Origin of the sequence: Nostoc sp. (assembly GCF_036917815.1) — a bacterium.
Lineage (GTDB): Bacteria > Cyanobacteriota > Cyanobacteriia > Cyanobacteriales > Nostocaceae > Nostoc.
In genome coordinates this window covers 39,171-60,423 of sequence record NZ_JBALEK010000089.1, presented here as the reverse complement: position 1 = coordinate 60,423, position 21,253 = coordinate 39,171, and the positions used below count along the sequence as shown (strand labels likewise).

The window sequence follows — 21,253 nt, the reverse complement described above, 5'->3', positions numbered from 1 at the left end:
ACCTATTCATTCATATTACGATAAGTAGCAACGGCAGAAGGCGATATCCGATTCAAATATCGGAATATCCAATATTTGAAAATGGTATCTAAAATCACTGGAAAGGTGGCAATAAATAAGAAGATAAAATCTCTATTTGCTGGTAATCCCCAATGGCGTGATATACCTTCTAGAAGTACTTCCCAGCCGTGAGGAGAGTGGAAACCTACAAATATATCAGTGAACAAAATGATGATAAATGCCTTGGCACTATCACTAAGTCCATAGACAATATTATCAAAGAAATCTTTTAGCACAGCAATAGAAGACTTGCTGACTAACAACAACCAGATAAAAGCACCCACCGAGAAAATATCGGCAAAAACATTTTTGATCGCACCAGAGCTTTCGTGACGAAATTCTTCAGCAAGCTCTATAGCCTTATTTTTCATTTCAGTTTCCAGCTGCTCAGGTAACAGTGGAGGGGCTTTGATAATGAGATTTTGAAACTTGAGCTTTTCTTCAAATCTTTCTAATTCTACAAGGGCTTCCTCTTCCATTTCGGAATTGATAAATATCTGCATTTGCTCTGCGTTTCTAGACCGATCAATAATTGGGCCGACTACGAAAGCTTTTGCTATCTGATGCGTTAAAAGTGGTACGATAATTAATAGTAAAATAAACCTGATAGATATTATTGTTCTTCTTTGAGTCTGACGAAAACTCTGAATTACCTCTTGTTCAGCATTAGGGTCTAATTCAACTTGCAAACGACTGATAGTACTTAAAATAGAACGGGGCAAAACACCAACTGTATCGGTTTTGCGCTGGACTTTTAGTTTTTTATCCGAGTCTTGATTGGGTATTTTGGGTGGCAATGTTGGAGTATTGACGAGCAGCGATTTGTCGTCAGACATCACAGAGTTAACTGGTAGATTTGGAGGTCTAACTACTAAAGCTTTGGAAGTTGTTTGATCGGAAATTGTTGTGTATTTGGATATAACTTGATCGATAAAGTTTAGCTTTTCTAAAACCAAAGAAGGACTTAAATACTCTATACCTGCTTTCTCGGCAGCTTTTTGATCCTCTTCATTTAGGAACCAACGGCTTGCTTTCAACTCTGTAAGCCGCATCCTCGCAACTTTTAATAGCTTGTTGAGGTCTGACTCAAAATAATCCATCACACTGTTACTGTATGTGGCTGAGTCAGGGTCTATTTTATTACCATTGAAATGCTTGTTTTCTATTTCCTGAATCTTTAATGCTGCATCGTAAGCCTCATCTAAAGAACGTTCAGGAGTCTGTAAGTACCATCGATAAGCAGCAAGTAAGAAAGAATAGATTTTTTGGCTAAAAACAGAGTTTTTCATTGCAGACAATCATCCAGCATTATTTGGTGACTATTAACCTTAAGTTAACGCACGAGGTATACTAGCAAATCTACAAGGGGAAAGTTTGTGGTTTCTCATTCGGTTTGGATTGTTGGCACTAGTCGCACTGGTAAGACGGCTCGCTTGGTTGAGCAATTTTGTAATTGGGTAAAATCGGAAAATAAATATACTGGATCATTTTATACTAAAAAATCAGCAAATAAAAAAAGTAGTCATGTCGGCGAATTTTCCGATCTTAAGCAAACAGAGCCGGGAGTTTTAGTCTTAGCTGCCAATGATGATAATCGTCGAGAATTGGGAGATATTATTGTTACATCTACCTTCGGGAAATATCCGGTTCGGGCGAAGACACCACTAGGTTTTTTTCAGGATGAAGTTATTTTATTTTGGCCGTTGCTAATTAACTCGTTGAACCTAAAGGCACAGTTTCCTGTAAGGTTGCGACCAGAAACAGAACAAGAATTAGCGACTAAACTCTGGCGTTCCCAATTAGACGAAGAAATTTTACGTCTTGCGGGAGTGAATGAGTCTCGCCTGGTGCGTCGCATCCTAGACTTGTTGCAATTAGCAGCTTACAGTGGTATACCTTGCGAAGATATTGCCCAGATTTTGGCAAGAGGTTTGGGGGAAAATACCACAACTTTAGAGCCGGAATTTTTAGCATCTTTGCTCCTAAATTGGCGTAACTGGTGTTTAGAGAGGGGGTTACTAACTTATGGGATTATTACTGAACTTTATAGTCAGCATTTATTAAGCGATCGCAATTACCAGCAGCATCTAGCTAAACGCTATCAGGCGGTACTGGCGGATGATGTCGATGACTATCCTAGCGTAGCGCGTCTCTTGTTTGAATTGCTATTAGATCAAGGTGCAGTTGGCGCGTTTAGCTACAATCCTGATGGTGCAGTGCGATTGGGATTGGGAGCAGATCCCAACTATCTAGAAGGGTTAGCAAAGCGTTGTCGGGTAGAAATTTTGACCGGGCCGCCTCCTGAGTCCCTTGGTGAGGATCTCACTAAACAGATGGTGGAATTAGTCACAGAACCGATGGTACTGTTGAGTTTACCTGAAATTGTGCATTCAATTCAAACCACCTCCCGCGCCCAATTATTGCGGCAAACAGCAGAGGTAATTGCTAATGCTATCCAATCTCAACAAGTGCAACCAGAAGAAGTGGCGATTATTGCACCAGGTTTAGATGCGATCGCTCGTTATACTCTAGTAGAAATCCTCATCAAGCAAAATATCCAGGTAGAATCGCTCAATGATCAACGTTCCCTAATTAGTTCACCCGTCATTCGCGCATTACTGACCATGCTGGCACTAGTTTATCCCGGCTTGGGACGCCTCGTAGATCGGGATGCTGTGGCAGAAATGCTGGTTGTCTTGAGTAGGAAGCAACAACTAACAGAAAATTTTACAGACGCGATGAATCGGGTATCTACAACAGACGCGATGAATCGGGTATCTACAACAGACGCGATGAATCGGGTATCTACAACAGACGCGATTCATCGCGTCTCTACAAATATTGATCCGGTACGTGCTGGTTTGATTGCAGATTACTGCTTTGTACCCCATCCCGATCGCCCGAACTTGCTACCAGTATCAACTTTTGAGCGCTGGGATCGAATCGGTTATGCAGCGACTACAGCCTATAATGAGATATTAGAGTGGTTAGAACAGCAGCGATCGCAACAAGAACTACGTTTAATTCCCAGTCCCATTTCTCTGTTAGACAGAGCAATTCAGCGCTTTTTGTGGAATGGTAGTAATCTTCCCTACGAACAACTGGCAGCGCTACGAGAATTATTAGAAACTGCCCAACACTACTGGGAAATTGACACCAGATTACGACAAATTGCTCCAGTTGAGACAACGCCTTACACAACTATTATTGAATTTATTCAACTACTGCGACGTGGGACTATTACCGCCAACCCTTACCCTGTGCGTCCCATTGGTGGAGTGAGAAAGGCTGTCACCTTAGCAACTATATTTCAATATCGATCTAGTAGGCGATCGCACCGTTGGCATTTTTGGCTAGATGCTGGTTCACCTCTATGGGCGAAAGGTGGTGCCGCGACTTTGTTCGGTGCGCCGTTTTTCCTGCGAGACAGATTAGGCGAACCTTGGACAGCAGAAGATGAGAAATTAGCAGAAGAACAACGACTGCGAAGGATTTTGACAGATTTACTGTCTCGTGTATCCGAGAGAGTTTATTTGTGTCATAGCGATTTAGCGGTGAATGGACAAGAACAACTAGGGCCGCTGTTACCTTTAGTGAATGCTTGTGTAACGGTTATTTCTGAATCTACTGTTAATTGAATAGCTCAAGCTCAGATCCCCGATTTCTTCAAGAAGTCGGGGATCTATAGCGGTTCTCAGTTGGATGCAATACAGTTTGACCTCTCTCCAAACCTCTCTCCTTTTAGGAGAGAGGCTTTGAATCTTACTCCCCAATGCTACAAGGGTTGGGGCTGGGGGTTAGGTCTGTATTGCACTCAACTGAGAACCGCTATAGTTATTCACGAATGATTAGGGACTTCCAAGAAATAAATTATCCAAAGAAACGAACCACAGAGACACAGAGAACACAGAGAGAAGAGAAATAGAGAGGATTTTTGCGTTAGTTTTAGGATATTTTTTTATTTGGAAGTCCCTTAAGTAGGGCTATAGCCGATTTCTATATCCAAAAATCTTATGACTTATTAATCACTTTAAATTATCAATTTAACAAACAAAAACATTTGTTTCTATTAACGAAACTTTCTAGAATATTTGGGGGTGAAATCAACCAAGCAGCAATCAGGTTGAGTTTCGCTTTCTAGTCTCAAGCAAAAAAGTTTGTGGCGGGGGAAGCAATTTGAACATCCTAGAATTTTCTCTACTGGTATGGTTCGGCTCATTTGTTGCCGGGTTTTTGGGGGCACTAACCGGGTTAGGTGGTGGAGTTGTAATTGTCCCCTTTTTAACATTAGTGTTTGGGATTGATATTCGTTATGCGATCGGTGCTTCATTAGTATCTGTAATCGCTACATCTAGCGGAGCCGCATCTGCTTACGTTAAAGAAGGATATACAAATGTGCGGCTAGGGATGTTCCTAGAAGTAGCAACAACCTTTGGCGCAATAGCCGGGGCAATTATAGCAGCAAAAATTTCCACGGGATCGCTTGCTGTTGTGTTTGGAATCGTTTTACTCTACTCCGCCTATTTGTCCCGTCAGAGCCAACCCGAACACGTCAACAATTTGCCGCCAAATTCTCTGGCAATCCGTCTTAAACTGAATAGTACTTATCCAACTCCCACAGGAGAACAGTCTTATAACGTGCGCGGTGTACCCTTCGGATTTGGATTGATGTTTGTCGCTGGCATACTTTCAGGATTGCTTGGTATTGGTTCGGGAGCGCTCAAGGTGCTAGCAATGGATAAAATCATGCATATTCCCTTTAAAGTGTCAACCACCACCAGCAATTTCATGATTGGAGTCACGGCGGCGGCTAGCGCTGGCATATATCTGAACCGAGGTTACATTGACCCCGGATTAGCAATGCCTGTGATGTTAGGAGTACTGTTTGGTGCTTTATTAGGGGCGCTGGTATTAGTTAGAGCCAACGTGAATATTTTGCGAAATATTTTCAGCATTGTGATTTTGGTGCTAGCGGTGGAAATGATTTATAAAGGGCTAACGGGGAGGCTTTAGAATGGCGAAAAGCAAGCGTAACAAATCTGAGCAACGCTTTGAGCAATTTCTCGGCAACCTGTTAAGAGTTGGGGTCATTCTTGCCACCGCTTTGGTTTTGGCGGGGGGAATTTTGTATTTAATTCGCCACGGAAATGAGGCTCCTAATTATCAGCTTTTTCGGGGAGAACTACCAGAGTTTCGTAGTCCATCGGGGGTGGTGACATCTGTTGAATCTGGTCGTCACCGTGGCATTATTCAACTTGGTTTGTTGGTATTGATTGCTACTCCAGTTGTGAGAGTAGCTTGTTCACTATTAGTCTATCTGCAACAACGAGATTTTACCTATATTATTGTGACTCTGATTGTACTATTTGGATTGTTATACAGTCTGATTGGAGGATATTTATAAATAAGTTTATCTCGCCTCCAGAATCACAATTTTTAAACGAACCGCAGAGACAATAGAGTTGCCAGTGCGTTGGGCGGGTTCCCCGACTTGAAGCAACTGGCGCGACACAGAGAGGAGAATAAAGAGAGGTTTTTACAACTGATTTAGGACTGCGATAGTAGTTATATTTAATTAATGCAAATTTCGAGACTGTGGTTGAGTTGGAACAGGAGAACGAGAAGGTAATTTATCACGCCTTAAGAGCAAAGGAATACTGAGAATTCCCAAAGTCATTACTACTCCGGCCATTATCCAAACCATTAACCTATTTGGTCTATAGTCGCCTCGTTCAATTTGCCAGAAAACTTGGTTGTATCGCCACGCAGCTAAAGCAATAGTCGAAATTCCAAAAATTACCAAAGAAACACCCAAATTTTCCGAGTTGGATAATTGATGTACGGGAGGTTCTTGTTGAGTAATAGCAAGATTCAACTGGCGCAGAAATATACCAAATCGGGCAATAGCAAAACCAAAGCCAATCAATGCAATAGAAGTGCGTAGCCAAGCCAGAAAAGTACGTTCATTCGCTTGATGCTCCCTTTGACGGTCAATTTTCGGTATTTTATCCATGAGTACTTCTAATGGCAAGTTCCTCGTAAAAGTCTAATTTAAAAGTGCCTTTAGATTTTGGGAAAACTAATTCTATATCTAAAATCTAATTTTTTACTATGCTTGATGACAACGATTTTGCGTTAGCCTCGGCTGTTGACACTTCGGTTGTAGTGCTTGAGGAGTTATCTTTACATCCTCAGCCAGAAGTTCGTGAGGCGGTGGCTAGAAATCCGAATACGCCTATTGAAGTGTTGCTGAAATTAGGTAAGGAGTTTCCAGACGCAATTACGGCGAACCCAATTTTCAATCTTTTGTTGCTGGAAAATCCTGATAGTCATTTCGTCAGGCTATCTTTAGCCCGTAGCACCACAACTAGTGAAAGTGCGATCGCTCGGTTATCCAAAATCGAGGATGAGGAAATTCTTTGTGCCGTGGCTAGAAATCCAAAGACACCTCTTCACATTCTGGAACAACTTTTAGAAAACCCGCCTACTTTCTACGATGACGAAAATGCTGATGAATTTGATTTCGATGAACTCTTTATTGCGATTGTTCAAAATCCGAACACTTCTGAATCGTTATTGCTTCAACTAGCCGAGCGTGGAAGCAGCAATGTTAAAATGGCGATCGCTCAGAACCCGAAAGCACCGTTATCCCTGCTAAATCAGTTTGCAGATTGGCGAAATTTTAGGATGCATAAAGCAATTGCTCGAAATCCTCAAGCACCAAGCGCAATATTAGAAAAACTAGCGGGAGAAAATGAAAAAGAAATTCGTGATCTAGTCAAGAACCATCCAAATGTTTCCGAAACTGCGATCGCTATCATCAATTTTATTGAGGGAAAACCTGGAACATCCATCGACTTGCTAGAGCTGTTAGCTAGCGATCGACGAGCCTCTGTCCGGCCATTGGTTGCTACCCATCCTTCAACCCCTGCAAAGGTTTTAGAAAAACTCGCGCAGGATACAGACCCAAATGTGCCCCCTCAAGCCGCAAACAATCCCAATGCAAACTCTACCGTTCTAGAGTTTTTTGCAGAGTTCTTGGTTAAGCAACATCAACGAGTCTCACCATCCAATCAAGCTATGTATGAAAGAAGTGCAGTTCAATTGGTGAGCCGTTCTGACATAACTCCAATGACGCAAGCGGTTTTTTGAGAATTATCGCCATTACGCGGATTCTCTCTGCTGCCGTTGTTGTTTTGCTAATTTGATGATTTCATCCATGTTTAGGGGTGTAGATTCTCCGCTATCAATCCCAAGGTGTATCTCTTGACACAACTCTGCTAGGCGTATTGCTTTGAGGGCATCTTTCTCCTTGAGAAGCCGCAGACCTTCTCGGATAACTTCAGAAGCAGAAGTGTACATACCGGTTTCAACTTTAGATTGCACCCACTTTTCTAGTTCGGGGGTTAGGGAAACGTTCATCTGCTAACTACTCATAGGCTGATAGCAATAATTCTACCGGGAATAACAGAAAATATCCAAATTTGTTATTGCTCTTGTTTACATAATGCCTAAGTAACTTTTATTTTGCGACACGAGCAGGTCAATTTTCGGTATTTTATCCATGAGTACTTCTGATGGCAAATTCTCCTTTGATGAATAGCATTAACCAGTTAAAGAGCAAACACTGAGATACATCTGTAACTATCAACACAGTCCAATGATGATTCTGAGAAGACCCCAAGCGATCGCCAGAATCTTTACAATGGTAGATAAGGTAAAGATATATATCAGAGTCAAAATCAATGGCACTATTCGGATTTGGCAAAAAGTCAGTTATGCCCACACCTGACGAAGCGTTGTCAGGAAGGGCACAATCTATGTCAGTACCCGCAGCTCATTATGTCAACAAGAATCCCTTACAACCCCCTTATCCCGATGGATTAGAGAAGGCAATCTTTGGCTTGGGCTGTTTTTGGGGTGCAGAACGCAAATTTTGGCAACTTAAAGGAGTTTACACCACCGCAGTGGGTTACGCTGCTGGTTTAACACCCAACCCCACTTATGAAGAGGTATGTAGTGGGCGAACCGGTCACAATGAAGTGGTGTTGGTTGTGTTTGATCCCAAAGTAATTAGTTATGGCGAACTGCTCAAAGTCTTTTGGGAAAGCCACAATCCTACCCAAGGGATGCGTCAAGGTAATGATACAGGCACTCAATACCGTTCGGGAATTTATGTATATTCCGAGAATCAAAAGCAGCTAGCAGAAGCATCGCGGGAAGCTTATCAGCAAGCTCTCAACGGTGCAGGTTATGGCAAGATTACCACAGAAATCTTAGATGCGCCTGAGTTCTACTACGCTGAAGCTTACCATCAGCAATACCTGGCTAAAAATCCCAACGGGTATTGTGGTTTAGGTGGGACAAACGTATCTTGTCCCGTGGGTATAGTTGAATCGCAAGTTAGTAGTTAGAAATGGAGTTGGTGGGGTAGTCAACTTAAGGTGAGTTCGACGAACCTCTCCCTGCCTTGAACTAAAGTTCAAGTCTGTCCCTCTCCGAGTCGGAGAGGGACAGGTTTTGTCTAGTTAAGAATATTTGTAGGTTGGGTGGAGCGGAGCGCAACCCAACATATATCAGGATGTTGGCTTTGGCAAAGCCTCCACTCAACCTACAATTTTTTTGCAACATTTTATTTAGCCTTGACACGCCACTACAAAATTACGAATTACGAATTAAATGAGCTAGGCGTTTTAACACTTTGACAACAGTATGTAGGTCATCTCCACGATTCAGTGACAGTGTGTAAGATAATGCATATCTCGGTGTACCCTGCTTCGTCAACTTAATAAATCTAAATTCATTACCATTGGTGATAAACCCAAAAACAGGTTTAGCCGAAGTTGCATCTGCTAACATATAAGCCAATGCTTGGGGAATTGCTGGCACTAATGAATATTCTGCTCGTTTTGCCTCAATAACCAAAACCCAAAATGGAGGATGGAACACCAAGATGTCAATACGTCCTCTGATAATCCTGCCTTCGTCTTCAGAAGAAATTTTTACCTCTTGTTCTGAGGCAATGTAGAAAGGCGGTTGATAAAAACCTGCTAGACGCAATAGTGGAGATAGCACCACCATTTTGACTACAGGTTCTAAAATAGGATATTTCGATAGATGCAAATATTCTGCCTTGACTTCGTTGAGAGATTGCTTTTCTAAGTCACTCAACTCAGGTAAATCATGCCGCCATTCTGAAAAAAAATCTTCGTCATCTCCAAGTTGTAGACCAAATTCATCAATAAGTTGGGCTAGGGTGATATCTTTTCCTTGAAGAATTTGAACCATTTGTTGAACCCTTATACTTTGCCTAAAAAACCTTCCCTTGATATTTACCCAAAAGAGTGCTTTACAGTGACGATTTGAGCAAAGCGATCGCGCCGACCCACAGCATAATACTAATAGGCGCTCCAATTAGAATCCCCGCGATCGCCCAGCCTCTTTGATGGGCTTTGAATTGCTCAATACTGCGCCACCGTCTACTTTTCCAAGCCCATTCATTGCCTTTGGCACCAAGTGCGATCGCCATTAAACACCCAACTTGGGGTATAAAACAGAATAGTCCATACCACGTTTGATTCGGCCACATCCACAACCAAGGCATCAAAAACGCGCCCCAATTCCAACCGAGAATTTCCTCTGGGACTGTTTCATTGTGATTATTTATCCCGCATCCAGAATTGTTGATTATTTCTTTTAGCGGTAAAAGCTGATTCTTGTTTGCAGATGTGACAGTCAGCCCCGATTTGAGAGCATTTAGCGCTTGGCTAGCACTAGCAAATCTTTGTTCAGGAGCAGGTTCTATTAACTTTTGTAGCCAACTGACGAAACTGGGACTGAGATTAACTCGGTCTGTAAATTGCAGTCGCAAATCCTGTTGTGGTAAATCAGAGGGTGAAGTTCCAGTGAGCAAATGAATCAAAGTCGCACCCAGTGCATAGAGGTCTGAAGCCGCAACCGCTCGACCACCAAATTGTTCCATTGGGGCATAACCATAAGTACCGACAACGGTAAAAGTAACGCCCTCTCTTGCCGCTTTATCCTGAACTGCACCAAAATCAACTAAATAAATCCGATTATCTTCGCCCCAGATTAAATTACTCGGCTTAATATCTCTATGCAACACCCCTGGATTTAACTCATGTAGATAGGTGAGAATATTTAAAATCTCACCAGCAATTTTCCTCGCTCGCTTTTCACTAAACCTTTTGCCAACAGCAAGTTTATCCTTAAGCGACTCACCAGGGATATATTCTTGTATTAAGGCAAACCAGAGTGTGCGATCGTCGATACAAAAATAATCTATATATCGGGGGATGCGAGGATGATTTAGCTGTTTAAGAATTTGTGCTTCCCTCTCAAAAAGTTTCAGGTCATCCCACTGCACGGTACCGCCAAAGGCCAAAAGTTTGACCACAACCGTCGAATTTTCGCCATCAGAGGCTTGTAAATCCAATGCTTGCCAAGTTTGACGAATTCCATTGTTACCGAGTTGACGTTGAATTTGATAACGGTCTTGTAATATCTGTTCTGGTTGCAGCATCTTACACCTGCTGGCAGTTTACGCTGATTTCATTCCCTTATATTCAAGGATAGTCATTATCTAGATAAACTGTGGGAGCCTGATAATTTATTGAAAAAGGAGTACCTAATCGGTGAGAAAATTTAAAACACTTGATGAAGTTGAAGAAGAGTACTTCCGTAAGCACCCGGAAGAAATCGACGATTATTTAACCGAGATATTTCAGGAATATGCAGAAGACAACGATTCCGGCGCGTTGTTGGCATCCTTGCGCGTCGTTGCTCGTGTACGAGGAATTAGTGAGATAGCCGAGCAAATAGGCATGACACGACGGGGATTGCAAAAAGCCTTATCCAGCAATGGCAACCCGCGCCTTGAAAACGTCAATTCCATCATAAAGGCACTGGGATATTGCCTCACGCCACAAAAAATCATGCCTCCATCAGCAGAGTAAATCACAACAGTAATAATCGATGGTGACACCAATTCTATGTGAGGCTGCGCTTTATTCAGGTAGGGGGCAATTCATGAATTGCCCCTACAGCGCGGTTTCGGGTAAGTCCTACAGGCGCATCTTCATAAAGAAATGGTATGACACTATTGGGTGCAGAATATGGGTTAAAGATAATTTTTGCGATAGTAAGCTTGATATTCCACAGATAGCAGAGGTTCCCACCAATGACGATGATTGAGATACCATTCAACAGTTAAACGTAAACCCTCAGCAATTGTTACTGAAGGTGTCCAACCAAGCTCAGTTTTAATCTTATTCGCATTAATTGCATATCTGCGATCGTGTCCCTGTCTATCCTTGACAAAAGTAATTAACTGCTTTGCTGGACGTACTGGTAAATCAGGTGCTAATTCATCCATCATCTCACATAAAAGTTGCACGAGGTTAATATTTTCCACCTCATTATTGCCACCAATATTATATGTTTCTCCTGGTTTACCCTGATTGATTACCACATCCAGAGCCAGACAATGATCGCCCACATAAAGCCAATCCCGCACATTTTTACCATCACCGTAAACAGGTAATGGTTTTCCGATCAAAGTGTTGATACACATTAGGGGAATTAGTTTTTCGGGAAACTGATAAGGTCCGTAATTATTAGAGCAATTTGTGATAATGCTTGGAAGTTTATAAGTATGATAATAAGCACGGACTAAATGATCGCTACCAGCTTTCGAGGCTGAATAGGGACTATTGGGAGCGTAAGATGTAGTTTCAGAAAAAGCTGCGTCATTTGCGCCCAAACTACCGTAAACTTCATCTGTAGAAACGTGTAGAAAACGATAATCTGATGGCTGTGCTTTTGTCTCCCAATGTTGCCGAAAAGCTTCTAGTAGGGTGAAAGTTCCCACTACATTAGTTTGCACAAAAGCCGCCGGACCAAGAATCGAACGATCAACATGAGATTCAGCAGCAAAATGGGCGATGGTATCAATATTTTCTGTTGATAATAGCTCGTCTATGATGGTGCGATCGCAAATATCCCCCTGCACAAACCGAAAATTCTCTCCACCTTCAACCAGCGCCAAATTCAGACGATTCCCCGCGTAGGTAAGCGCATCCAACACCACCACCCGATCATCTGGATAAACCTGACACCAATGATGGACAAAATTCGCCCCAATAAACCCCGCGCCCCCAGTAACTAATAACCGCCGACTCATTCAATTTCCTCTCTTCTCTCTGTGTTCTCTGCGCCTCTGCGGTTCGTTTCTATTGCTTAAAGTATTTCTTCCCCAGCTTCCCGTATATTCTCTGAGCGAGTAATTTAGCCAGACGTATTCTCGTCAAATCCTTAATATTAGATGGCTGCTGTATCTTGTGGTCAAAAAATTCATTTAACTCATCCAGAATAACTTGAAAACGCTGAATAATATTTTCAGTTCGATGCTCAACCAAAAACTCTTCAGACAAGCTAAACATTACTGAAGAATCAATCACCTTGATAATACGTTGGACATCATATTCTTGAGAATATCCAGCAATTTTATAGCAATTAAATCCAGGATCTAAGTAATCAGCCAGTCCACCGTTAACACTAGAAAATACCTGGCAGCCACAGGCAAGAGCTTCCATTGGTTGCAGACCAAATCCTTCACTAACGCGCTGTTGTGCCCAGTACTCAGCCGAATCATAGAGGTAAACCTTAGCTCGGTTGAATAGTCCAGGTAAATCCTCTATGTATGAATCAACAACCAATACTTTACAACATTTTTGCAACGCTGGAATCAATTCTTTAATTAAATACTCAGAAGATTTACGAGCCTGAACTAAAACATCAATATCCCGTTCCAGACCTAAATTTTGAAACTCATCAGAAATTTGATTGGGCAAATAATAAATCAGAGAATTGGGTGATTTTTCTCCCCAATATCCCATTGTATAACGGCTAACAGTGATGATCGGAATACTCGCGGGTAGTCTAAATGGATAACCTGCACTATGTGCATGGTAAACGACATTGTATTGCTTTAGTTTAGCCACGAGTTGAGCTATATCAAATCCCCAACTGATCACAAAAATTACATCACTTAAATTTTTCTCTTTTAGCAAATCGTCAAGAAAAAGCTTATCTTTTTCTCGTTGACGGTAAGTTACAACATCAGCACTACAAATATGCTGAACTAAATTAAGTGCTTTTAGTTCTGCCCAAAGACCACCACAGGCAAATTTGCCATCTGTACCGGGTAGTAAGAAGTAAAGTTTTCTCATAATTTTTTTTAGATTGGGGCATTGGACATTGGTTATTTTCCTCTGCCCCTCTGCTTCCTTACTCTGTTCATTCTTGCCAGCCCACTTTAACAAAATGTGCCTCACGTCCCCAAACGTCGCGTGTACGGGTAATATTTTCAATTGCTAGGTTAAAAGGAATGGCAGTTGTTAGATAACGCTGTGCCATAGAACCTAAATCAGGTGCGAGTTCGGCGGCTGTCGTCGCCGCTAAACCCAAACCTATAAGTTGCTCGATTGGTCGAAATGGTAGCAATAGATGCACACCTACAGCTAGTCCAGCTGTTAAGAGCATTGCTACTGATAAATTTGTGCCACAACGGGGATGTACAGCCAAATCCCATTCTCCACTGGTGATGCGATGTCGAGCAAGTGCGACAGCAGCCCGCAAATTACTAATATTTACCTCACCATAAAGGTAGAATCCCTGCTCAGTAGACAAACCGCCTAATAGTTCATTATCTAGTTGAACTTTAGTGGGTTCTCCTGTGGCAGCATAAGCACTTTTTGATTCGCTCAGAACCCAAACAGTCGCGTGTTCTAAGGCGTGAACCTGCCGCAGCATCAAAATTTCTTTCAACCCTGGAATAAACGATAGCTGTTTGAGTAAGTCGGTATCTTGTGTAGGTTGGGGAAAGTCTGAAAATCGGTCTTCAACATTCGGAACTTTCTCAGATACAGGTATTGTAAAATCAAAGTTAAAAAATTCAAAGGGAGACGAGCTACCCTGAAAAGAAGCGGAAGTATTCATTGCAACACTCCTCCCAAAGCTGATGGGGCAACATAGATTTCTCTCAAATGTAACGCTTGCACCATTGAATTGTTGCTAATTTTTGTGGATTATTTAGTTTGGGCATGGGGCATTGGGCATCCCTTCTCTACGAGATGCTACGCGTAGCTTGCTTCCACGAAGTGGTACGGCTCCGCTCAGGGCAAGTGGGCATGGGGCATCCCTTCTCTACGAGACGCTACGCGTAGCTTGCTTCCACGAAGTGGTACGGCTCCGCTCAGGGCAAGTGGGCATTGGGCATGGGGCATCAGTCTTGTTTTATCAAGATTCGCGGAAAACCCCATGCAATACGCTTGGGGATGGATAGCGGTGTACGGAGCGGAGCGAAGTAGACAATTACCTTTGAATGTTAAAATAGAAAAGTGAGTATGAGCAACTATCTACGTGTTGAAGCATTCTAGTTTCGGTGAGACTCCGGCACAGTAAGTCACTACTGCTTAAAAGCAGCAAGCCTAAACAACTGACAAGTAATATCAGAATGCAGAGCGTACCTATCTGGCTGAGTGATGGACTCTGAAAGCATGAATCTAAACCAAAAGTAAGCCCAATTCTTACGCCTCTGGTATGGGTGTTAGTTTCAGGGTCTAGAGGGATACTTGGTGCGATTCGTTGATTAGTGAATCACGGTATCCAGTCCGTAAATAACTAATCCAGCCCGACAGCAGATTACTGTCAACAAAGAGGTTGAACTCTCGGTTTGATGTAGGTGAAAGTCCTACCATTCAGACTCAGAATTGACTCCTTACCTGCCCACACTGAGTAGACTCGGTTTCTACAGGGTGAAGCTGGGAACAGGGCGCAATCAGACAGCCGTTGCGGGTTGACACTGGCGCTAACAGGGAGTTCTTACGGCGAAACAGGGTCTAGAAAAGCAACTTACCCTCAAGCAGGGCGTAACACAAAATCCCTGACTTCACTGGAGAAATTAACCTCCCGCCACATTTTTGAGTAAATAGAGGCAAAGAGTCAAGGGAGTCCAGTAGTTGAATTGACCACGCCTAACGGAACTATCAATCTCTCCGAGGGAACGAATAAAAACGAATTGTGGGTCTTAGGGCAGTCGAACCTTAAGTAGACCAGACGAGCGGAGGAATCCCCACAGTTCGGGTAGGACAGACCGTAATTGGTTTGAGGTGTTCAGAATACACTACCTAGAGAAGAGTATGGTTAGACACAGTTACAAAACTAGTGAATCATGGGTAGCACTACCTTGGAAGAAATTCCGGCGTAACCTATTCCGCCTTCAAAAGCGCGTGTACAAAGCTGTTCAGGTTGGAGACAAGCGGAAAGCCAGGTCACTCCAAAAGCTTATTCTAAAATCAACCTCAGCTCGATTTCTTGCAATAAGACAAGTATCACAGCTAAACGCGGGTAAAAAAACGGCTGGTATTGATGGTAAGAAATCCCTCTCATTTGAAGAACGCTTCAACCTTGAAGAACTACTGAGAAAGAATAGCGGAAATTGGAAACATCAAGGCTTACGGGAAATCCCCATCCCTAAGAAGGATGGGACTACCAGAATGCTTAAGATACCCACCATCGCAGATAGAGCTTGGCAATGCCTCGCAAAATATGCACTCGAATCAGCACACGAAGCCACTTTCCACACCAGAAGTTATGGGTTCAGAACCGGGCGCTCTGCCCACGATGCACAAAAGTACATCTTTCAAAATTTATGTTCCCAAGGTAATGGAATAGAAAAACGAGTAATTGAACTCGATATTGAAAAGTGCTTCGACCGGATTAACCACTCAGCAATAATGGACGAACTCATAGCACCCAAAGGCTTAAAACTCGGAATCTTCCGATGCCTCAAGGCTGGAGTTAACCCAGAATTCCCCGAACAGGGTACGCCTCAAGGGGGAGTAGTTAGCCCATTACTAGCTAATATCGCACTTAACGGAATTGAAAGTATCCACAGATATCATGTGGGATACAAACAGGGAAGGAAAATAACAGACAAAACCTCGACAGAGAAAATTGCCGAGCCATCAATCCGATACGCGGACGACATGGTTATTATACTTCGACCCCAAGATGATGCGATAGAAATACTTGAAAGAATCAGCGAGTTCCTCCGCAAACGCGGAATGAATGTAAGCCAAAAGAAAACCAAAGTTACCGCCGCGACAGATGGGTTTGATTTCCTCGGCTGGAACTTCAAAGTTCAGAGCAATGGAAAGTTTAGAAGCACTCCCTCAGTGGACAACTTCAAAGCATTCCGTAAGAAAGTAAAACACATCGTCAATAACTCGAATTATGGTGCTACCACAAAAGCTATGAAACTAGCTCCGGTAGTTAGAGGCTGGAGAAATTACCATCGCTTTTGCAAGATGGACGGGTCGAGAAACTCGTTATACCACATCGAAACAAGAGCATTCAAGGTATTCAACAAGGAAACTAAAAAAACACGCTACTCTAGTAAAACGTTATTAGACAAAGCATTCCCATCAGTTCCTTACTCCGAAGGAAGGCACGTCATGGTGAAAGGAACAAAATCCCCCTATGACGGAGATATAGCCTATTGGAGCGAGCGTAATAGTAAGCTCTATGACGGTATGACCTCTAAAGCTCTTAATAAGCAAAGCCATAAATGTGCTTCCTGTGGTCTGAAATTCATTGATGAAGAAAAGGTACATTTGCACCACATCGACGGAAATCACGCCAATTGGAAAAAGAATAATCTAGAAGCAATTCATGAGAGTTGTCACGATTACAAACACATGGGCAAAAGCGCAAGCTGAGAACATCGGAAGCTGGATGCACAGAAATGGGCACGTCCAGATTTAACTGAGAGGTGCGGGGAATAATATCCCCCATCGACTCAACCAATGTCCCACTGTCAGCATGGGCTGTCAGGAATCCCCATCCGCCTTGCGGTGGGGTGGTTCAATCAATTTGGAAACTAATTCTGATCTTTATAGTTTCCGAGTCCGAGGGTCAGCTGGCTCCACTAACATAAACCCTGGCTGAGTGAAGGACTCGGAACTTTTGGTAGAGTGTTCACACTGAAAACTTAGGCGTGAGCAGGGGAACAATTAGTCAACTTCAAAATCGGGTTGCAATTATACCAGTTCAGAGCAGTTACGCTGCTACTAGTAAATTGTTTATTCGATCTGGTTAGGCAGAAGACAGCAATTCACATCATTCAAACAGACTTTGCCCCACTGTAAAGCCCATCGGACAAGAGCTACTCGATTTTCTGTCTGGGTTTTGGTGAGAATATTACTGATATGGTTATCAACTGTACGCTTGCTAATCTCCAGTTTTCCTGCAATTTCTTGGTTAGTTAAGCCAGCGGACACTAGGTCGATAATTTGCAGTTCTCTGTCTGACAGACTAACGGGGGTCTCAGACTTGCCACCAGCCATAACTATTTCTATCCTCCCTTGGTATATGTACTTAATCGCTCTTTCTAATTCTAGAAGATTCTTCTGTTGGTAGGGGTTTCAACTATTAGCAGTAATCCGATTGTCAATATTTTCTTTGGATTTCAAGTTGGCATTAATCTAACCTACGCAATATTTAAAGTAATAAATATATCTATTTATGGCGAATATATTATCTAAGCACTGAGCTAAAATAACCGAGATTAGAAGCATATATATGCTATATGAGTATTAAAAATTGCTATTTAATTCTATGAAGAACTGGCGACAGATTAGCAAAAATTATTGTAGATTTTATACTGTAAATTCCTAATCCCAAATCGAAATCTAAAATTGAAAATGAGATGAGCAATCCCCGTGTTTTATGCCTTGGTGAAATTTTGTTTGATTGTTTAGCCGATCAATTAGGACTAAAGCTGGAAGAAGTGAAATCCTGGACTCCCTACCCAGGAGGGGCGCCAGCTAACGTAGCTTGTGCTTTAGTCAAGCTGGGAACTTCAGTAGGATTTATCGGAGCCGTTGGCGAAGATGAGCCAGGGAATGCACTGGTCAAGCTATTACAAGATGTAGGTGTAGATACGACGGGGGTACAACGCCATCCCACAGCACCAACGCGACAAGTTTATGTTACACGGGATCTGTCTGGCGATCGCACTTTCGCCGGATTTGGTCAGTATGACACCACAGAATTTGCCGATACTCACCTGCAAGCTAAACAATTGTCAGATTCGCTGTTTCAAGAAGCAGATTTTCTGGTTTTGGGTACTTTAGAATTAGCCTATCCTGAAAGTGAAGAGGCAATTCACCGCGCTTTAGAGTTAGCAGAACATTACGACTTGAAGATTGTGCTGGATGTCAACTGGCGTCCTGTATTTTGGGATGAGCCAAACATCGCCCATCAAAAAATTCCCGAATTATTTAAGCGTGTCGATTTTCTTAAACTCTCCAAAGAAGAAGCTGAATGGCTATTTGAAACCGCAGATCCCGGAGCCATCACTTACCGTCTAGCTTCAATTGAAGGGGTACTGGTGACAGATGGAGAAAACGGTTGTGCTTATTGTCTGGGTGAGAACGAAGGCAAGTTACCCTCATTTTCCATCCCTGTAGTTGATACAACTGGTGCAGGAGATAGCTTTTTGGCAGGATTCATCAACCAACTGAGTCAGCATGGTATTCACAACTTGCGGGATGCCGAAACCGCAAAACGCATTGTCACTTATGCCAGTGCTGTTGGGGCACTGACTACCATTAAACCAGGTGCGATCGCTTCTCAACCAACAACTGCTGAAGTCGAAGCTTTTCTAGCCACACATCAACTATCGGAACTAGCATAAGTCACTGGAATATCAGCCGTCAAAGGCTGATACTCCTGGCTAGAAAATGGACAAAAATCTTGATGCCATTCTGCGGTCATATTGCACAATAAACGCAGTTGGAGAGGTGTCGGTACTGGGTTAACGCGCTCAACTTTTACTTTTAGAAGTTCTGAATTTTTGTTCTTGAGTTTAAAAACATCATCCACAATATATCGAGGGCAATAACCTACAATGTGATGATCCTCAGTGCATAAGAGCAATGCACGCGGGTCAGATGGATTTTGAAATTCGTTAGCTAAATGTAACAGTTCACCCGTTTGTAATTGATTAATTCGCTCAGTTGCACAAGCAGGAAGATGCCGCAGTCCATGTGCAAAAAAATGGATGCGGTATAAACCATTTTCATCTGGTTCTGGGCATGGGAAAACTTCAAAATAATCTGTTACCTTGCGTCCACCACTCCGAGAAAGAATGCTAACTGGATCATCTTCACCTTCGGGAATATTTAGCGATTCAATATAATTTTTGTAGTCAGGGCGAGAGCGTCGCATTAATCGATTAGAAAATAAGGGGAACAGTTCAACTGATGCGTATTCTTTGTTCAACTCTGGGAAGGAATACAATAGCTGAAAATTGTGTTGATCTTGAGCTTTAACAGCACCTTGCGTATATACAAACTGATATTTTTTTCCGTCAAATGTTAAGCGACCAATGGGAAACCAAGCGCGACTTTTAGGATCTTGCCAAGCTAAAAAAAGTGTTTTCATAGTAGGGTGTCCAGCAGCTTATTTTGATTTAACTCCAATATCTTTTGTGCAAATTCAATTGCTGTTTGCGATATGCGATTAGATGGAATATGCTCAAAAAGCTCTAACGTATCATTGCTTGACACCCTTGCTAAATTATTTAACCACACCCTGGCTGCATCTGGATACCGTTGTTGCGCTTCACAAAATGCATTAAAAGTCTTGAGGGTTTTTTTATCATTAGATCTAGCATACAACGCAGAATTGCATCTTTCTACATACGCTTGGACAGAGAAGCCAACGTCTTTTGTGGTTAACCTGCTTTTCCTTTTAGAATCAGACTCGTTCCTACCGAGACAGGAGGCGTGGTCATAAGTTGGTGCTAGATAAATCTTCTCTTGTAAACTGACGAGTGCCCAATTTTCATGGTGTCGATCGCTATTTCCAATCCAAGCATCCAAAAGTAAATACCCAACAAAAGTTTCCGTCGCATGACTAATTCCCTCTGGTGGTGTCCAGTCGATGGGTAAATTTAGTGAAGCATCTCCGATAGCATTGAATACATTATCTATTGTGTGTTGGGATAGGTCTTTAGAATCTTGTGGATAATTGGATACTATCCTAGCCAGAACTTCATTACCAAGGATGAGAATTGCACCTTGTTGAGGCGGCAAAAATGAGGGTGAAACAATGCCATTTTCCTCATTGAATGTCGCTAGTTCATAATCAGCATGTGGTAAACCCAGCAACTCACACAACTGGGCTGCAATCTTTTCTGCCCAGTCTTCTCCTGTATTTGGTCTAGCTTTCTTGTAAAGACAACGACCTAAATACTGATGGCGAAACCAGAACTTTTCTTTGGTTCCTAAATCTTCATCAGCGTCAGGAGCGTCTAGGGGAACCTCAATGATCGAAAACTGCTCTGGCATAATTTATGGGAAAGCCTGATTTAGAGCAAATTATTAACTTCACCTATTTTTAAAATGTGTAACAGTCAATGGTTAGCCTTAGCTTGCTCCCACAAAGTATCAACAGTCACAAACTCATAACCTTGTTGTAGCAGTTGTGGAATGAGAATTTGAATTGTGGCAGCAACATCTTGTCCACCACAAGTACCATCATGTAAAACAATCAGCGAACCATTTTTGACCTGCTGCATAACTCGCTCTACCACAGTGGTAACGCCTGGACGTACCCAGTCTTCTGGTACAACGCTCCACATTACTGGGCGGTAATTCCACTCAAAGAACAATTTTAAAGTCGCAGGTGTAAATAAACCATTGGGCGGGCGGACATCTCGCACTTGTTCAGGTTGCAGGTTGCAGGCGTTGTAAATGGCAGCTTGGGTTTTTTCTAAAGTTTCCTTCAAGTCATTTGGGGAAAGCATGGGGAAAGAGCGATGATCGTAACCATGCAATCCGATCCAGTGTCCGCGATCGCTAACAACTTTAGCAATGGCTGGTGAACGGTTGACGCAAACACCCAACCAAAAAAAACTCGCTGTCATGTTGTAACGATCTAATACAGCCAAGACTTCGGGTGTGTATTGCGGATGGGGTCCATCATCGAATGTCAGGGCGATCGCTTTACGATGAGAATTTCCCCGCCAAAGGCACTTGGGAAAACTTGGTTGGAGAACGCGATATAAAATTGGGAACAGGGGAGCTAGTTGCATTTTGGGTTT

At 42.6% G+C, this 21,253-nt stretch carries 21 protein-coding genes; 9 read left to right on the top strand and 12 right to left on the bottom strand.

Translation table 11 applies throughout. The features are described 5' to 3' along the window. Nucleotides 1–2: 2 nt before the first annotated feature. On the bottom strand, nucleotides 3–1,358 hold the full coding sequence (locus V7K97_RS26895; RefSeq protein ID WP_334804036.1) for a proton extrusion protein PcxA: 1,356 nt from the start codon (nucleotides 1,356–1,358) through the stop codon (nucleotides 3–5). Nucleotides 1,359–1,436: 78 nt separating this feature from the next. Here V7K97_RS26895 and V7K97_RS26890 point away from each other — a divergent pair, with 78 nt between their 5' ends. From V7K97_RS26890 to V7K97_RS26880, 3 genes are all read left to right on the top strand, one after another. Further along, nucleotides 1,437–3,698 (top strand): recombinase family protein, encoded by a 2,262-nt coding sequence (locus V7K97_RS26890; protein WP_334804035.1) that lies wholly within the window; start codon nucleotides 1,437–1,439, stop codon nucleotides 3,696–3,698. 538 nt (nucleotides 3,699–4,236) lie between these two features. After that, entirely contained in the window at nucleotides 4,237–5,073 is an 837-nt protein-coding gene (locus V7K97_RS26885) for a sulfite exporter TauE/SafE family protein (protein ID WP_334804034.1), read from the top strand. A gap of 1 nt (nucleotide 5,074) precedes the next feature. Beyond that, nucleotides 5,075–5,464, top strand: coding sequence for a DUF1634 domain-containing protein (locus V7K97_RS26880; protein WP_334804033.1), 390 nt, complete (start codon nucleotides 5,075–5,077; stop codon nucleotides 5,462–5,464). Nucleotides 5,465–5,635: 171 nt separating this feature from the next. Here the strand turns inward: V7K97_RS26880 and V7K97_RS26875 are convergent, their stop codons facing one another. Further along, nucleotides 5,636–6,073, bottom strand: coding sequence for a YidH family protein (locus tag V7K97_RS26875; protein ID WP_334804032.1), 438 nt, complete (start codon nucleotides 6,071–6,073; stop codon nucleotides 5,636–5,638). Between the two features lie 98 nt (nucleotides 6,074–6,171). On the opposite strand from V7K97_RS26875, the gene V7K97_RS26870 reads away from it, so the two are divergent. Then, the gene (locus tag V7K97_RS26870) at nucleotides 6,172–7,212 is read left to right on the top strand and encodes a hypothetical protein (protein ID WP_334804031.1); all 1,041 of its coding nucleotides are present in this window, start codon (nucleotides 6,172–6,174) and stop codon (nucleotides 7,210–7,212) included. 12 nt (nucleotides 7,213–7,224) lie between these two features. On the opposite strand, the gene V7K97_RS26865 is transcribed toward V7K97_RS26870, so the two are convergent. After that, nucleotides 7,225–7,482: a type II toxin-antitoxin system ParD family antitoxin gene (locus V7K97_RS26865; RefSeq protein ID WP_334804030.1), complete on the bottom strand. Its 258-nt coding sequence runs from the start codon at nucleotides 7,480–7,482 to the stop codon at nucleotides 7,225–7,227. Nucleotides 7,483–7,720: 238 nt separating this feature from the next. Here V7K97_RS26865 and V7K97_RS26860 point away from each other — a divergent pair, with 238 nt between their 5' ends. Together V7K97_RS26860 and msrA are read left to right on the top strand one after the other, a co-directional pair. After that, entirely contained in the window at nucleotides 7,721–7,852 is a 132-nt protein-coding gene (locus V7K97_RS26860; RefSeq protein ID WP_334804029.1) for a hypothetical protein, read from the top strand. Further along, nucleotides 7,806–8,474 carry a peptide-methionine (S)-S-oxide reductase MsrA gene (gene msrA, locus V7K97_RS26855; protein WP_334804028.1) on the top strand — a complete coding sequence of 223 codons (669 nt, stop codon included), beginning with the start codon at nucleotides 7,806–7,808 and terminating at the stop codon, nucleotides 8,472–8,474. The genes V7K97_RS26860 and msrA overlap by 47 nt, the downstream gene beginning before the upstream one ends. A 247-nt stretch (nucleotides 8,475–8,721) precedes the next feature. Here msrA and V7K97_RS26850 read toward each other — a convergent pair whose 3' ends face one another. Beyond that, nucleotides 8,722–9,348 carry a type I restriction enzyme HsdR N-terminal domain-containing protein gene (locus V7K97_RS26850; protein ID WP_334804027.1) on the bottom strand — a complete coding sequence of 209 codons (627 nt, stop codon included), beginning with the start codon at nucleotides 9,346–9,348 and terminating at the stop codon, nucleotides 8,722–8,724. 61 nt (nucleotides 9,349–9,409) lie between these two features. Continuing rightward, the gene (locus V7K97_RS26845) at nucleotides 9,410–10,603 is read right to left on the bottom strand and encodes a serine/threonine protein kinase (protein WP_334804026.1); all 1,194 of its coding nucleotides are present in this window, start codon (nucleotides 10,601–10,603) and stop codon (nucleotides 9,410–9,412) included. A gap of 112 nt (nucleotides 10,604–10,715) precedes the next feature. On the opposite strand from V7K97_RS26845, the gene V7K97_RS26840 reads away from it, so the two are divergent. Beyond that, on the top strand, nucleotides 10,716–11,036 hold the full coding sequence (locus V7K97_RS26840; protein WP_334804025.1) for an addiction module antidote protein: 321 nt from the start codon (nucleotides 10,716–10,718) through the stop codon (nucleotides 11,034–11,036). Nucleotides 11,037–11,200: 164 nt separating this feature from the next. Here the strand turns inward: V7K97_RS26840 and rfbB are convergent, their stop codons facing one another. The 3 genes from rfbB to V7K97_RS26825 form a co-directional block, all read right to left on the bottom strand. Further along, complete coding sequence (gene rfbB / locus V7K97_RS26835; RefSeq protein WP_334804024.1) at nucleotides 11,201–12,262, bottom strand: dTDP-glucose 4,6-dehydratase; 1,062 nt, start codon at nucleotides 12,260–12,262, stop codon at nucleotides 11,201–11,203. Between the two features lie 49 nt (nucleotides 12,263–12,311). After that, on the bottom strand, nucleotides 12,312–13,310 hold the full coding sequence (locus V7K97_RS26830) for a glycosyltransferase (protein WP_334804023.1): 999 nt from the start codon (nucleotides 13,308–13,310) through the stop codon (nucleotides 12,312–12,314). 67 nt (nucleotides 13,311–13,377) lie between these two features. Further along, nucleotides 13,378–14,079 carry a DUF6391 domain-containing protein gene (locus V7K97_RS26825; protein ID WP_334804022.1) on the bottom strand — a complete coding sequence of 234 codons (702 nt, stop codon included), beginning with the start codon at nucleotides 14,077–14,079 and terminating at the stop codon, nucleotides 13,378–13,380. Nucleotides 14,080–15,281: 1,202 nt separating this feature from the next. On the opposite strand from V7K97_RS26825, the gene V7K97_RS26820 reads away from it, so the two are divergent. Beyond that, entirely contained in the window at nucleotides 15,282–16,862 is a 1,581-nt protein-coding gene (locus V7K97_RS26820; RefSeq protein ID WP_334804021.1) for a group II intron reverse transcriptase/maturase, read from the top strand. A 363-nt stretch (nucleotides 16,863–17,225) separates the two neighbouring features. Here V7K97_RS26820 and V7K97_RS26815 read toward each other — a convergent pair whose 3' ends face one another. Further along, nucleotides 17,226–17,489: a helix-turn-helix domain-containing protein gene (locus V7K97_RS26815; RefSeq protein ID WP_334804020.1), complete on the bottom strand. Its 264-nt coding sequence runs from the start codon at nucleotides 17,487–17,489 to the stop codon at nucleotides 17,226–17,228. Nucleotides 17,490–17,851: 362 nt separating this feature from the next. Between V7K97_RS26815 and V7K97_RS26810 the strand changes: the two genes are divergently transcribed. Then, nucleotides 17,852–18,841: a carbohydrate kinase family protein gene (locus tag V7K97_RS26810; protein WP_334804019.1), complete on the top strand. Its 990-nt coding sequence runs from the start codon at nucleotides 17,852–17,854 to the stop codon at nucleotides 18,839–18,841. On the opposite strand, the gene V7K97_RS26805 is transcribed toward V7K97_RS26810, so the two are convergent. The 3 genes from V7K97_RS26805 to V7K97_RS26795 all read right to left on the bottom strand — a co-directional run bounded on the left by V7K97_RS26805 (nucleotide 18,820) and on the right by V7K97_RS26795 (nucleotide 21,244). Next, nucleotides 18,820–19,590 carry an HIRAN domain-containing protein gene (locus tag V7K97_RS26805; protein WP_334804018.1) on the bottom strand — a complete coding sequence of 257 codons (771 nt, stop codon included), beginning with the start codon at nucleotides 19,588–19,590 and terminating at the stop codon, nucleotides 18,820–18,822. The two genes, V7K97_RS26810 and V7K97_RS26805, sit on opposite strands and share 22 nt — an antisense overlap. Continuing rightward, nucleotides 19,587–20,498, bottom strand: a complete 912-nt coding sequence (locus tag V7K97_RS26800; protein ID WP_334804017.1) for a HipA-like protein — start codon at nucleotides 20,496–20,498, stop codon at nucleotides 19,587–19,589. The genes V7K97_RS26805 and V7K97_RS26800 overlap by 4 nt, the downstream gene beginning before the upstream one ends. Before the next feature lie 65 nt (nucleotides 20,499–20,563). Then, complete coding sequence (locus V7K97_RS26795; protein WP_334804016.1) at nucleotides 20,564–21,244, bottom strand: polysaccharide deacetylase family protein; 681 nt, start codon at nucleotides 21,242–21,244, stop codon at nucleotides 20,564–20,566. Between the last annotated feature and the right edge of the window lie 9 nt (nucleotides 21,245–21,253).